We start from the raw sequence: 13713 nt of genomic DNA, 5'->3' as shown, positions 1-13713 counted from the left end.
CTTGACTTAACGGCGTCGGCGGCGGGCGACTTTGCCGCCCGAGCGGCGGCGTTGAGAGTTGGACTTCTTGACAGATTTCGCCGGTTTCTGGGGCGCGCTCTGCCCGGGTGGGGGAAGGGCAGGGCCATTGGGCTTGCGAGCGCCCGTAATCTCCTTAAGGATCGGTGCGCCAGCAGGATTGTCACGGTGAGAAATATCGTGCTCCGTAGCTGTGACCCCGGCTTTCTTAATGAGAGCGGCTACTTCTTTGCGTTGTTCATCCATGACCAAAGTGATCACGGTACCCGCAGCACCGCCGCGTGCCGTGCGGCCGGCGCGATGGAGATAGGCTTTGTGCTCTGCGGGCGGATCGACGTGAACGACGAGTGAAACGTCCGCAATATCGATACCGCGGGCGGCAATATCGGTGGCGACCAAGACCGGAATGCTGCCATCGGCGAAGCCTTCGATTGCGCGGGTACGCGCGCCTTGGCCTTTATCGCCATGCAATGGATAAGCGTTGATGCCAGAGCGACGCAATTTCTTGACCTGCCTGTCCACGCCGTGCTTGGTGCGCATAAACATGATGGTTTTGCCTTGGCGGGCAGCGATGCGCAGCACCACCTCGTTGCGGGCGGGACGCTCGCCGACGAAAAAGAGGTGATGGGACATGGAATCCACTGCAGCTTGCACCGGGGCTGTGGAGTGGACCACCGGGTCATGGAGGAATTGCTCCACCAGCTTATTGACTTCGCCGTCAAGCGTCGCCGAAAACAGCAAGCGCTGGCCTTGCACCGGAGTTAGGCGCAGAAGCCTGCGTACCTGGGGCAAAAAGCCCATATCGGCCATCTGGTCGGCTTCATCCAGTGCAGTAATCTGGACCGCATCCAACTGCAGCTTGCCCTGGTCAATGAGATCCTGGGCACGGCCAGGGGTAGCAACAAGAACATCAACGGGGCGGGCGAGGGAGCGGATATGGTGATTAATGTTTACCCCGCCCACGACAGCGAGCACTCTTAAGCCCAGCGTTGCCGCAGGTTCATCAAGGCGCTGGTGAATTTGAGTAGCCAACTCGCGGGTGGGGGCGAGGATGAGCGCACGGGGATGAGCAGGCTTGGACGCGCCTGTTCCGGCAAGGCGGGCGAGCATAGGCAGGCCAAAGGTATAGGTTTTGCCCGACCCGGTTGGGCCGCGGCCGAGTACGTCTTTGCCTGCGAGGGCGTCGGGAATCGCGGCTTTTTGAATAGGAAACGGTTCGGTAATGCCTTGGTTGTGCAGAACGTGCACCAGGCGCTGGGGAAGGCCGAGATCGGCAAAAGTAGTCATCGCTTTCCCATCCTATCGGCAGCGTGTCGGATCGCCGCATTCAACGGGAAAGACCTGCTCGGAAACGTGATTGGGGCCCCGAAGGGCCCCTGAACACGTCACTGCGAATCTAGTCGGTCTGGGTCAGGCTGCGGTCACCGGACCACTCAATGTGGAAGGTGCCCGGCTTGTCGGTGCGCTTGAAGGTATGGGCGCCGAAGAAATCGCGCTGGCCCTGAATGAGAGCGGCCGGCAGGCGCTCGGCACGCAGGCTGTCGTAGTAGGAGAGGGACGACGCAAAGACCGGTGCCGGAAGTCCCAGCTGGGTAGCGGCGACGACCACGCGGCGCCAAGGGTCGATGAGGTCTTCCAGCTCGCCCTTGAAGTAGGGATCGAGGATGAGGGCGGGCAAGTCCGCGTTATTGTCATAGGCTGCCCGGATGCGATCCAAGAACTTGGCGCGGATGATGCAGCCGCCGCGCCAGATGGTTGCTAGATCGCGCGGGTCAACGTCCCAACCAAATTCTTCGGATCCTGCCTTAATCTCGTCAAAGCCCTGGGAGTAAGCAATGAGCTTGGCGGCATAGAGCGCGCGGCGCACATCCTCGATGAACTCGGCCTTGTCCACGTCCAGGGCCTTGATGGTGCCGGCGGGAAGCTGGCCTTCTTGGGCGGCGCTGCGCTGCGCGGTGGAGGAGGACAGCGCGCGGGCGAAGACGGATTCGGCAATACCGGTAATCGGAACGCCGAGCTCCAATCCATTGATGGCAGTCCACCGGCCGGTGCCCTTCTGGCCGGCGGCGTCCACGATGACGTCTACAAGCGGGGCGCCAGTCTCCGGATCCTTTTGGGCCAGAACCTCGGCGGTGATTTCAATGAGGTAGGAATCAAGGTCGCCGGAGTTCCATTCGCGGAATACCTCTGCGATTTCGGCCGGCTCCATGCCTGCGCCATAGCGCAGCAGCTGATAAGCCTCGCCGATGACCTGCATATCGGCGTACTCGATGCCATTGTGGACCATCTTGACAAAGTGGCCGGCGCCGTCCGGACCAATGTGGGTTACACACGGGGTGCCATCCACATTCGCAGCGATGGACTCAAGAATCGGGCCGAGGGTCTCCCACGACTCCTTGGGGCCGCCGGGCATGATGGAGGGGCCATTGAGCGCGCCCTCCTCGCCGCCGGAGATTCCTGCGCCGACGAAATGCTTGCCGCGGGCGGCTACGTCCTTCTCGCGGCGAATGGTGTCAGTGAACAAGGCATTTCCGCCGTCGATGATGATATCGCCATCATCCATGGCCTCGGCCAGCTGATCGATGACCGCATCGGTGGCCTTGCCAGCCTTGACCATGATGATTGCCTTGCGTGGGCGCTCCAAAGAAGCCACAAAGTCCTCGATGGATTCCGAAGGCACGAAGTTGCCTTCTTCACCGTGGGTCTCAATGAGCGCATGGGTCTTTTCAGGGCTGCGGTTATACACCGCTACGGTATTGCCGTTGCGGGCAAAGTTACGGGCCAAATTAGAACCCATGACCGCCAATCCCACGACGCCAATCTGAGCAAGTTCATTCTTATCAGTCATGCTGCCTATCCTACGTCACTAGGATGCGAGGCTGGCATCAATGGCTAGGCTGGTGGACTATGTCGGATACGCAGAAACTCAATGACTTGCTCCACCTCGCGCACACGCGAGTGCTCAATGCAGAAGAACTGGAGTCTCTCAATGCCTTAAACGGCGGCCTTGCGGCATTGCTAGGACTGCAGTTCACCTACGTGGGCCCGCGCGAGGCCCGGGCGACACTGCAGGTGCTGCCGGAGCATCACCAGCCCTGGGGAGTAGCCAACGGCGGGTTGTATTGCTCTATCGCAGAAACCGTGGCCTCCATTGCCAGCGTGGCGGCTGCCGACGCTCCCGCGGTCGGCGTCAATAACTCCAGCGACTTTATTCGATCCACAGGTGAGGGCGAGTTAGAAGCCGTGGCTACGCCAGTGCAGCTAGGCGGCCGCACCCATGTGTGGAGCGTCGAGATGCGGCAAGGCCGCGAGCTTATCGCCCGCACCACCTTGCGCACAATGATTCTGCGCTAGTTTACCCGAGCGGCGGTAAAAGACATGCCGTGGGCGGAAAGCCGCTGCAGATAAGGCTTTCCAAGTCCGGTGGCCGGGGTGAGTACGCCGCCTGCGCGGTTAGTACCGGAGCGCGAATCGAGCAAGCAGAGCGCAGCCTGGCTCAGCATCATGGCGGTGACTTCATAGCCTGGGTCGCCTTGTGCTGACACAGTTGCTCGCCAGCGTTCGCCATCTTCGGTAATGCCGTGGTGGCTGACTTGGAAATGCGCACCGCTAGGTCCGGGTGTGGGCAGAACCTTTTCCACCAGTGGGCGCAGGCGCGACTGAGTGCCATCAAAAAGTAGCTTGGTGGCGAGCGCCAGCCCATAGGCGCGTGCGCGACCGAGAAGACCGGTGCCAGCCCACCATGCTTCCTTGTAAAACAGGCGTGTGCCCCACGCGCGCCCCAGCAGAGCGTTAGAGCGGCGCACCACGCGGGTATTGAACATGGACATGAAAAAGGGGCCTACCCAGCCCACACCGTCGACTTCTTTAATTTCGAAGTCCTTCTGGAGGCCGTCTAAGCGTGGCCCGGCCTTGGGATCCGGGTCCAGGGAGTAAGGATTGTGCAGGTTGCGGGCTACCTCTTTATCCGCGTGCGCGGCATGCGAGACCTGCAGGGAAGACTCGATTGTGCCCGGAGAGATTCCGCCTTTGAGCTTGTCGACGACCATCTGTACTCGTGCAAACGGCTTTCCTGCCGCCTGGTAGAGATTGAGCATGCCAATATCTGAGGGCACGGAATCAAAGCCGCAGGAGTGAACGATGCGCGCACCCGTGGATTGGGCGGTGGCGTGGTGGGAATCGATGCTGCGGCGAATAAAGGGAACCTCACCGCAGAGGTCAACATAGTCCACGCCATGGCGCGCGCAGGCGGCAACGACGTGGCCGCCATACAGGCTGTAGGGGCCGACCACGGTGATAAGCACCTTGGTACCTTCCACCATGCGCTCCACAGCGGCGGCATCATCGGCGGCGGCGATGGCGATGTCCCAGTGCGGATTGAGTTCATCGCGCAGCGCGGCTAGCACCGGTCGGTTCCGGCCGGCCAGAGTCACAGAGGGCGCGTTAATCGAGGCAAGGTAGCGCGCCACCAATTGGCCGACCAGCCCGGTAGCGCCATAAACAGTGATATCGCTCATAGCGCACCAGCGTACCGGAGGGATTAGAGCCAGTGGTTCTTTCGGAACCAAGCCCACAGGCCCACAACGACCAAGATCATGATGATAATCGCCATGGGGTATCCCAGCGCCCAGTGTAGCTCCGGCATAATGTCGAAGTTCATGCCGTAGATACCCGCCACCAGGGTAGGCGCGGCCCACATGCCTACGACCGCGGAAATGGTGCGCATATCCGAGTTCTGTTGCATCGTTACCTTGGCTACCGAGGCGTCGATAAGCGAGGTAAGGCGCTCATCGAAGCTGGATACTTGGTCCTTGACCACGAGCTCATGGTCGTTGACATCGCGCAGGTAGGAGCGCAGTTGCTTTGAAATTAGATCCTTGTGGTCAGAGACCATGGATTTCAGTGCCACCGAAAGTGGGTCAATGGCATGCTTCATCTCCAGCACCTCACGCTTGAACATGTAGATGCGGTCTACATCAAACTTGAGGTTCGGGGTAAAGATTTCTTCTTCCAGCTCATCGACCTCGATACTGATAAGGCGGGAAATCTCCGAGTAGCGGTCCACCATCATGTCCAGGATCTTCCAAGCCATGGCCACTGGGCCGAGCTCCACCAAGTCCTGCTCATCTTCCACCGTATATGCCAGGTTGGGTAGCTTTGCCCCGTGGCGGACGGTGATGATGAAGTTGGAGCCCATAATCATCTGGATCTCGCCGGTAGAAATGATCTGGCGCTTATCCGTGACCTCGTCATGATCGCGGTAGTTCACCGAACGCGCGACCACGAAGAGCTGATCATCGTAGCGTTCGAGCTTAGGGCGTTGATGGGCCATAACGGCGTCTTCTACGATGAGTTCGTGGATGCCAAACTGGGAGGCCACTTTGGTCATCTGGGACTCGTAGGGCTCATGCAGGCCCACCCAAATAAATCCGCGGCCGTATTCCTCAATGGCTTCCAGAGCGGAGCTGGTGGAATATTCCCCGGGAAGCGCCTCGCCATCCACAAAGACGCGGCAATGTTCGATGGCGCGCTCCGGTGGTACCAGCAGGGAAGTGGGCTTACTAGGAGGCTCGGGTTTCTTGCGGCCCCTAAAGGGTGAAGGTACGGATGGCATCTTTTCAGCCTCCTTTGCGCGGTAGTGCGGATATTTTCCCAATGGGCAGGCGGCGATTTTACGCAGCGGGTAAATCTTACACCGAAGCCGGGTAATATAATCGAATCTATGCCTACGTGGAAAGAAGTAACCGAAGCTAATCCCGAGCACTCCCATAACTTTGCTCGCAAATGGAAGGTGCTGGCTGCACAGGGTAAAGACATCAATGGCGAGGCCCGGCTTATCGACGCCATGGTGGAGCGCAACTCCACCATCCTCGATGCCGGCTGTGGCACCGGCCGCGTCGGCGGCGAGCTGCTTCACCGTGGCCATAGCGTTGTAGGCGTCGACGTAGACCCCATTCTCATCGAGCACGCTGAGCACGATTTCCCAGAGGGGCAATGGTTCGTGGGAGACCTGTGCGAGGAAGAGGTGCCAGAAGGTCCCTTTGATATCGCCGTGTCTGCCGGCAATGTCATGGGCTTTCTAGCAAAGGAAGGCCGCGAGCCCGCTCTGCGCAATATCTATAATTCTCTCAAGCCCGGTGGTCGCCTCGTCACCGGCTTCGGCGAGGGCCGTGGGTGGGAATTTTCTGATTTCCTCGACATGGCGCAGAAGGTGGGCTACCGAGTCGACTTCACTTTCTCCTCGTGGGACATGAAGCTCTTCTCGGAGCATTCCACCTTCTTAGTCGCCGTTCTTTCGCGCCCTGGGTCGGACTTGCTGGCCTAAAAGCGCCTATCGGCTTGGTCGAAGAAGTCGACCTCATGGTGGCTGGCGGTGATATAGGCGCGCTCGGCCCGGAGGCGGGTGCACTCATCCGCCCCGGCGAGGGCTTGTTCAACGATGTCGAGGCTCGCGCGAACCCCGTTAAGGAAGTCCTCGCCGCCGTACATGGAAAGCCACGAGTGATAGGGGTGCTCAGGGGAATCAAATTCAGCAAGGTGGAGGCCTACCTCTGCATACAGCCAATAGCAGGGCAGTACCGCCGCAGCGCCCACCACGTAGTCATCCGTATGCGTCGAGCGGATGAGGAAATCCGTATAGGCGCTAGTAACCCGGGAGGCTGCGGTCGTGATATCGCTCTCGAGCCAGCCCCGGTGCAGCTCGGCCTCCACCGCCAAGCAATCATGCGCTCCCTCAGCCCAGTGCAGTTGCTGTGCCGCTTCCGGGGCTTGGCTGGCGAGGCGAGCCAATGCCTTGGAATAAGCATTCAGATACTGGGCATCTTGGTCGAGGTAGAAGCCAAAGGCATCCTTTTCCAACGCTCCCGTGCCCAAGGCCCGAATAAAGGGCAGTGCCTTGATAGCCTCCCAGTGATCCCCGGCTAGGTTCCACAGGCGTTGCGTGTGTGGGCCGGCTGCGGGAACGCGGGGCTGGTCGACGCTTTCCGGTTCTACCAGCTTGCCGGATAAGTACGGCTGGGGCAGGGTAGAGGCCGCCTGCATGAGACGCTGCGAGCGGTGCAGATGGTCCACGGGTCCGTGTCCCTTGCCCACGTGAAGCGCATCCGCATTAGCAATCGCCTCGTGCAGCCATTGGGTGGACCACGCCAGAGCTGCCGCGGGGCTATCGCCGGCTCCCAGGCGGGTGGCTAGGGCAGAAGAAAGGGAACAGCCAGTTCCGTGCGTATTCTTCGTGTCCACTCGGCTTGCGGCAACGCGGTGTACCAACCCATCCGCATTGACCACCGCATTGTCGGCGATGTCGGCATGAAGGTGCCCGCCCTTGACGACGACCGCGGTATTAGCAGCCTTTGCCCACTCCTTTGCCGTGGCAATCGCCTCTTCTAGGTCGCTCGCCTCGTCCGTCTGGGTAAGGACTGCCAATTCCTTCAAGTTCGGGGTGATGAGATCCACCTGGGAGCAGAGATCGCGCACGGCCTGTTCTGCTTCCTTCTCCAGCAGGCGATCTCCGCTGGTAGCCACCATTACCGGATCAAGTACCACGGGGACATCGTCCGGCAGGCGCCGCAGGAAGTCTGCGACCTTGGCGGTAATGGCGGCGTCGGCAAGCATGCCAATCTTTACCGCATCAATCTCCACATCGTCGATGACGGAGTCTAGCTGCTCCTGCAGAAAGTCCACCGGTGGTATGTGGACGCTGCGAACACTCTGAGTGTTTTGAGCCACCAACGCCGTCACGACGCTCATACCGTAGCCGCCTGCGGCAGAGATGGATTTCAAATCGGCTTGAATGCCGGCTCCGCCGGTGGGATCAGTACCGGCAATGGACAGTACTCGGGGATAGATCCCTTTAGCCATGGAAAGCCTCCTTAAGGTGGGCGGCGGCTGCTGCGGGGTCCTCGGCCGCCATGATGTCGCTGACTACGCAAATTCCGGCAAACTCGCTGCCCGCCAGCTCGTGCGCATTATGGGTCTTGATTCCGCCGATGGCGACGGACTCGATGCCACGCTCATGTGCGGCGTGAGCGAGTGCTGCGGCCGCAGCCGTACCCATGCCGGCTGGGGCGTTTTTCTTCGTTGCAGTCGAATGCACGGGCCCGATGCCGATGACGTCTGGGCGCGCATCGTCCGCAATAGCAGCAAGCTCCTCGTTACTGCCGATGGATAAGCCAATAAGCTGTCCCTCACCCAGCTTCTCTCGGGCCTCGCGAAAAGCCATATCATCCTGCCCAATGTGCAGGTGGCAGCCGAGCTTTGCTGCCACCTCTACGCGGTCATTGATGAATAGCGGGACATCGCCCAGTACGTCAAGCAATTCGCGTGCGGTGCGCTCGATCTGTTCATCGCTAGCTTCCTTGTCCCGGAGCTGGACAACGGTAACACCGCCGCGTACAGCCTCCTGCACGATGGGGACCACGTTGTCTCGCCCGCCAGCCAGATCTGGATCGGTGACCAGGTAGAGCGTCCAGTCAATAGCCACTTAAACCTCCTCCACATCAGTGAGCCTGACTAGGCCCTCGATATCCGCGGTCGGAACACCATAGAGCGCATCCAGCCAAGCAACGGCAAAGGAGCCGGGGGCGTGGTGCTTCTCGGCGGCCACGCTTCCCGCCGCACTAACGTGCGCGTGGGCGGCGATGATCGCTTCGAAAGGATCCTCCCACGCGGCCAGATATGCGGCGCAGATAGCACCGAGGGAACAGCCAGTACCGATGACGTTTTGGAGCATCGGGTGCCCTGATTCGAGGTAGACGGCACGCGTTGTAGCGCCGACGTGGACGATAACGTCTCGTGGGCCGGAAATGGCCACGACGGCGCCGGTATCCCTGGAAAGTGCTACTGCCGAATCCAGGGCGGCTTCCACGCCATCGGTAGATTCGACGCCTCGGCCGCCCCGTCCGGTTCCTGCGAGGGCAATGATTTCTGAGGCATTGCCACGGATTGCGCCCGGGCCAAGTGGCAGCACCTCGCGCATGAAGTCGGTGCGGTGGCTCAGGCCGCCGGCGCCTACCGGATCGAGTACCCAGGGGGTGTGGGCGGAGTTCGCCCCAGCGATGGCCTCGCGCATGCCGCCGTATTGCTCTGAGCTGGGCGTACCGCAATTGATGAGTACGCCGCTGGCTACCTGCGCAAATTCGCGCGATTCCTCTGGCGTATCGACCATTGCCGGGCTAGCCCCGATGGCCAGCAGGGCGTTGGCGGTGACGTTGCTGACGACCTTATTGGTCAAACATTGAATAAGCGGCGTGGACTCGCGCACAGCGTCGTGTGCGCGCAGAAAAGCATAATCCACAACTATCCCTTCGCTAGTTCTAACTGAGTGCAGGTTCGATGGGTATTTCTCAGCCGCACCGTGTGTGGCACCCCATGTTGCGTGTCTCAGCCTAACAAAGGTCACGGAAACTATGTGCGAAAACCAGCGTCCGGGTATCCAGTTGTGGAATCGCCGGCGCTAATAACGGGTAGTCCGGGAAAATAAAAATCGCCGCCCGCAGCCTGCGTGCAGCAGGTGGGGCGGCGATGCGAGCGATGAGATATTACTTCTCGTTCTTGTTAATGATATTGCGTGCGATGCGCTGCTGGGTGGTGATTTCCAGATTGCCGCGGTCGCGGGAGAGGATATTGGTTGCCCAGTTAACCAGCACGGCTAAGCGGCTGCGCAGACCAATAACGTAGGTCAGGTGCAGGCCAAGCCATGCTACCCAACCGGCAAAGCCACCGAACTCGGTCTTGCCCAGCTTAACGACGGCGTTGAAGCGCTTGACGATGGCCATGGAGCCCTTGTCAAAGTAGTCGAAGGCTTCCTTCTCATTAGCGGTAGATTCCTCGTCCACCTTGGCCTGAATGAGCTTAGCGACGTGCGCGCCACCCTGGATTGCAACCTGTGCCAGACCCGGCAGGCGGTTGAGGGAGATCATGTCACCGACCATGTAGACGTTATTGTGCTCGCCCACGGTCAGGTCCTCGTTCACGGAGACGCGACCTGCGCGGTCTGCCTCGACGCCAGCCTGCTCTGCAACCATATTGCCCAGTGGGGAAGCGGCCACACCAGCAGACCAGATCTTGGTAGCACCCGTCAGGGTGGTCTCCTCCTCGGTCTTCATGTCCTTGTAGGTGACGGTGTCCGCGGTTACATCGGTCACCATAGCGTTCAGGTGCACCTGTACGCCTTCCTTCTCCAAGGTGCGCTGAGCCTTGCGGCCTAGGCGCTTACCAAATGGCGGCAGTACCTGTGGGGCGCCATCGAGCAGGTAAATCTTGGCAGAGGTGGTGCCGTAGTTGGAGTAGACATCGTTGAGGGTACGGTTTGCCAATTCGGCAATCTGGCCGGTGAGCTCAACGCCGGTTGGGCCAGCACCAACGATGATGAAGGTGAGCAGGCGCTCGCGCTCTGCGGGGTCGTCGGTAAGCTCAGCCTTTTCAAACGCCGAGATGATGCGAGAGCGCAGCTCCAAAGCATCGTCCAAGGTCTTCATGCCTGGGGCGAATTCAGCGAAGTGGTCGTTGCCAAAGTAGGACTGACCGGAACCTGCGGCGACAACCAGGGAGTCATAAGCATAGGTGCGGGAGAACTCGTCCTGCTCGGCGGTCACCGTCTGATCCGCCAGGTTGATATCAGTTACCTCAGCGTTGACGAAGTGGACGTTGTCCTGATCGCGCAGCAGCTGGCGGGTGGAAGGGGCAACCTCACCGGCAGAAATCATGCCGGTTGCTACCTGGTACAGCATCGGCTGGAACAGGTGGTGGTTCTTCTTATCGATGAGGGTGATTTCCACATCGGCGTTCTTCAGCTTCTGAACGGTGTTGAGACCACCGAAGCCGGCGCCAACCACGACGACGTGGTGACGGCCGCCGTTAGGACGATAAGGGGTATCATTCATGGATTTAATGCGACCTTCCTTAAGAAAGCTAATGTTTAGTACCCATACAGTCTAAACACTTCAAACAGAACGCGCATACTTAATGACTGATAAACTTCCGCCGCTCCGTTGCGGTTTCCGTGGGAAGAACCGGCGCGGCTATGCGGAGCGCCTAAACCGGGGTGCGCACAAAGCTGACTAAGGTTGTTCCGGATAGTGACTTCCTCCGCCCACCAAGGAGCGCACCTGGCATTATGACTTTTACCCGCCCTGAGCATTTGAGCTCTATCGATGCAGAATCCTGGCCCAATGTGGCTACGGTGCCCGCACCTCGTTGGCCTGGAATGAAAGCCCGCCGGGCAGAGGCTGAATTTGCCAAGGCCTGCGATGATGCCGGACTAGAACTAGACCTCGAAGCCGAAGGCGGACCAGATCTCAAGGTGGGGCATGATGCCTTGTTTGAGCGCATTGCCGCTAGCGGTTGGCTGGGATTTGCGGAAAGTTATATGGCAGGAGAGTGGACCGTTACCTCTTCCTCGCAGCTAGTAAAGGTGCTCGGCCGCCTATTGGGAGTGGGTTACCTTCCCAAAGCCAAGATGCTAGGTGCTGGTAAGTCGGAGCCAGGGGAGCTGCCGCTGGAATTGGTTCGGCTTTATGCCGGCGATGGATTAAGCCATGTAGGTGGGATATTTTCCAGTGGTGTACCGACCACCATTAGGGAAACGGTGGAAAGCTATAGCCCCAAGGCCGGCCGCAAGGAACCGAAGAGCCACTTCGTCGATGTCACGACGCTGAGTGAGCCCACAAGTGTGGACAGGGATGATCTGGGAGATGCACAGCGCCGCGCAGCGGATTGGCTGCTAGACGCTACCCGTACCGGCGCCGGAACCCACCTGTTGGTGTACCCGGCTGCCGGAATGCAGCCCGCGATGCGGGCGACTAAGCGGCGCGCTACAGTGGACGTTTTGACAAGTGATGTGGACCAAATGAGCCACATGCGCGAGGCCCTCGTATTCGAGGGAGCAGACGATTCCATCCATGTCGAGCGCATTCCCGGTGTCGTCCCGAACCCCAAGCAGTGGCACGGGCACTATGACGCCATCGTCACCGTAGAAAAGGTAGAACAACTCAGCGCTAGTGAGCGCAAGGAGTACATCCGCGCAGTCGACCGCTTCTTGACGCCTGATGGCCGGGCAGGAATCCAGTCCATCGTGGCGACCGAGTCGATGACTGAGGCCGGTAGGGCCTCGCTTCAGGCTTTGCGAGCCTATGTGTGGCCGGGGTTGGACTATCCGCTCACCACCGAGATGCACCAGCTAGTAGATAAGAACTCCAACCTGCGCATCGTGTCCGAAACGCACGTGGGCACCCATTACCTGGAGTCCCTGCGTCAGCAGCGATCCTTTTTTGATGGGCACCTACGGGAGGCAGCGGCCGCTGGATTCGACCCAGTCTTCCGCCGCTTGTGGACCTTCCAATTTGCCCTCCGCGAGGCCCTTATGACGCTCGGGATGATTGACTCGGTGCAATTTGGGTTGGCCCACCGCAACCGCGGGGGCCGGCGTTAGGCGGGCGGCCGTTAGGCAGGTAGCCCTTAGGCCGGCGGCAGCTCGTCGAAGTTCTTCATCAGATCCGCGCTGGGCACAAAGAAATTGGTGCCTGTAAGCGCGGTGGAAAAGTCCAAGATGCGGTCGTAGTTTCCCTCCGGCTTGCCAATGAACATATTGCGCAGGCGCTCCATGACGTTTTCTGGGTCCTTGGCATAGCCGATGAAGTAAGTGCCCATCTCACCCGCGGCGAAAGAGCCAAAGACCATGTTCTCGCGGTAAATATCTTCCTCTAGGTCATTGAGGGCTACGTGAGAATTAGTGGGCTTGGTATCGTCATCCAACTCGATATCGTCGGCCTTGGTGCGGCCGATGACCTTTTCTTGCTCCTCGGTGCTCAGCTCGTTCCACTTGGCTAGGTCGTGGATATATTTTTGGACGGTGACATAGGAGCCACGGGGGTAGTCGGCGTCGTCGCCAAGCAGCACGGTATCTAGTGCCTCTTCGGCGAGGGGATTGGCGGTGCCATCCACAAAGCCCAGCAAGTCGCGTTGGTCTAGGTACTTGAAACCTTGGGTCTCATCGATAACCCTGGCGGCATCGCCCAGCCGATCCAATACCTGGCGGGCCATCTCATGGCACAGGTCATAGTTATTTGCACGGAAGTGCAGAAGAATATCGCCTGGCGTGGCCGGGGCCTTATGCGCGGCGTCAATTGCCTCAAATTCCTTCAGGCGTTCGGGCATAGGTGCACTGGTCAAACGTGGCCACATGGAGGCACCAATGCCAACTACGGTATAAAGTTCGCCTTCGGTATAGCGGAAATTGACGGACTTAAACAGTCCGGCAAACCCCGTGAGCATATCGCGGGTGGCTTGCTCACCGCCGTCCTTGATCTCAAGGACAAGAAAGAGAGCTGCGCGGGAAGGCTTATCTACTACGTGCTGAATTGTCATGGTGCCAATTTTACGCACTCGTCTGCCTTTCAGGACGCCAGCGGGGTGGGATTGCCGCTTGGTGGAGGCCATCTCAGGACCGCGACAGCAAGCCATGTACGACGATAGAGCAACGAGAGGGAACCGCACCCATCTTTAAATTGACATAATGTACATTATCGGACAATTACAGATATCCGAAGGCCACCGTGTGTCGCTCCCATATGCGCCCGAGTGCTAACTCATCTTTCCAGCCCATCTATTGGGCCCCGGTTCAGCTTCCTTCAATTTCCGCGCGATGTTACGGCGCTTTGCTTGGCGACGCCCCGCGGTCTCCGCCGCGCCATGCACCGG

At 59.5% G+C, this 13713-nt stretch carries 12 protein-coding genes; 3 read left to right on the top strand and 9 right to left on the bottom strand.

All coding sequences use genetic code 11. From position 1 onward, the window contains the following. Positions 1-6: 6 nt before the first annotated feature. Both QP941_RS03170 and gnd read right to left on the bottom strand, forming a co-directional pair. The gene (locus QP941_RS03170) at positions 7-1305 is read right to left on the bottom strand and encodes a DEAD/DEAH box helicase (RefSeq protein WP_284867976.1); all 1299 of its coding nucleotides are present in this window, start codon (positions 1303-1305) and stop codon (positions 7-9) included. A 109-nt stretch (positions 1306-1414) separates the two neighbouring features. Further along, complete coding sequence (gene gnd / locus QP941_RS03165) at positions 1415-2866, bottom strand: NADP-dependent phosphogluconate dehydrogenase (protein WP_284815933.1); 1452 nt, start codon at positions 2864-2866, stop codon at positions 1415-1417. Positions 2867-2925: 59 nt separating this feature from the next. Here gnd and QP941_RS03160 point away from each other — a divergent pair, with 59 nt between their 5' ends. Next, positions 2926-3372: a PaaI family thioesterase gene (locus QP941_RS03160; protein WP_239278834.1), complete on the top strand. Its 447-nt coding sequence runs from the start codon at positions 2926-2928 to the stop codon at positions 3370-3372. Here the strand turns inward: QP941_RS03160 and QP941_RS03155 are convergent. Continuing rightward, positions 3369-4535 carry a saccharopine dehydrogenase family protein gene (locus tag QP941_RS03155; protein WP_239278833.1) on the bottom strand — a complete coding sequence of 389 codons (1167 nt, stop codon included), beginning with the start codon at positions 4533-4535 and terminating at the stop codon, positions 3369-3371. The genes QP941_RS03160 and QP941_RS03155 overlap by 4 nt on opposite strands. 23 nt (positions 4536-4558) lie before the next feature. Continuing rightward, positions 4559-5632, bottom strand: a complete 1074-nt coding sequence (locus QP941_RS03150; RefSeq protein ID WP_239278831.1) for a magnesium and cobalt transport protein CorA — start codon at positions 5630-5632, stop codon at positions 4559-4561. Positions 5633-5740: 108 nt separating this feature from the next. Here QP941_RS03150 and QP941_RS03145 point away from each other — a divergent pair, with 108 nt between their 5' ends. Next, positions 5741-6343 (top strand): class I SAM-dependent methyltransferase, encoded by a 603-nt coding sequence (locus tag QP941_RS03145; RefSeq protein ID WP_284867975.1) that lies wholly within the window; start codon positions 5741-5743, stop codon positions 6341-6343. Here the strand turns inward: QP941_RS03145 and QP941_RS03140 are convergent. From QP941_RS03140 to QP941_RS03125, 4 genes are all read right to left on the bottom strand, one after another. Continuing rightward, positions 6340-7875 carry a bifunctional hydroxymethylpyrimidine kinase/phosphomethylpyrimidine kinase gene (locus tag QP941_RS03140; RefSeq protein ID WP_284867974.1) on the bottom strand — a complete coding sequence of 512 codons (1536 nt, stop codon included), beginning with the start codon at positions 7873-7875 and terminating at the stop codon, positions 6340-6342. The two genes, QP941_RS03145 and QP941_RS03140, sit on opposite strands and share 4 nt — an antisense overlap. Beyond that, entirely contained in the window at positions 7868-8497 is a 630-nt protein-coding gene (thiE, locus tag QP941_RS03135) for a thiamine phosphate synthase (RefSeq protein ID WP_284867973.1), read from the bottom strand. The genes QP941_RS03140 and thiE overlap by 8 nt, the downstream gene beginning before the upstream one ends. Next, positions 8498-9310, bottom strand: coding sequence for a hydroxyethylthiazole kinase (gene thiM / locus QP941_RS03130; protein ID WP_284867972.1), 813 nt, complete (start codon positions 9308-9310; stop codon positions 8498-8500). A gap of 244 nt (positions 9311-9554) precedes the next feature. Beyond that, positions 9555-10898: an NAD(P)/FAD-dependent oxidoreductase gene (locus QP941_RS03125; protein ID WP_284867970.1), complete on the bottom strand. Its 1344-nt coding sequence runs from the start codon at positions 10896-10898 to the stop codon at positions 9555-9557. Positions 10899-11131: 233 nt separating this feature from the next. Here QP941_RS03125 and QP941_RS03120 point away from each other — a divergent pair, with 233 nt between their 5' ends. Then, on the top strand, positions 11132-12445 hold the full coding sequence (locus QP941_RS03120; protein WP_284815929.1) for a class I SAM-dependent methyltransferase: 1314 nt from the start codon (positions 11132-11134) through the stop codon (positions 12443-12445). A gap of 26 nt (positions 12446-12471) precedes the next feature. Here the strand turns inward: QP941_RS03120 and QP941_RS03115 are convergent, their stop codons facing one another. Further along, positions 12472-13380, bottom strand: a complete 909-nt coding sequence (locus QP941_RS03115) for a Dyp-type peroxidase (RefSeq protein WP_284867969.1) — start codon at positions 13378-13380, stop codon at positions 12472-12474. Positions 13381-13713 lie beyond the last annotated feature (333 nt).

Source organism: Corynebacterium sp. MSK150, from assembly GCF_030229215.1.
Lineage (GTDB): Bacteria > Actinomycetota > Actinomycetes > Mycobacteriales > Mycobacteriaceae > Corynebacterium.
Note: the sequence above shows the minus strand (reverse complement) of the source record. Positions and strands in the feature narration are given on the sequence as shown.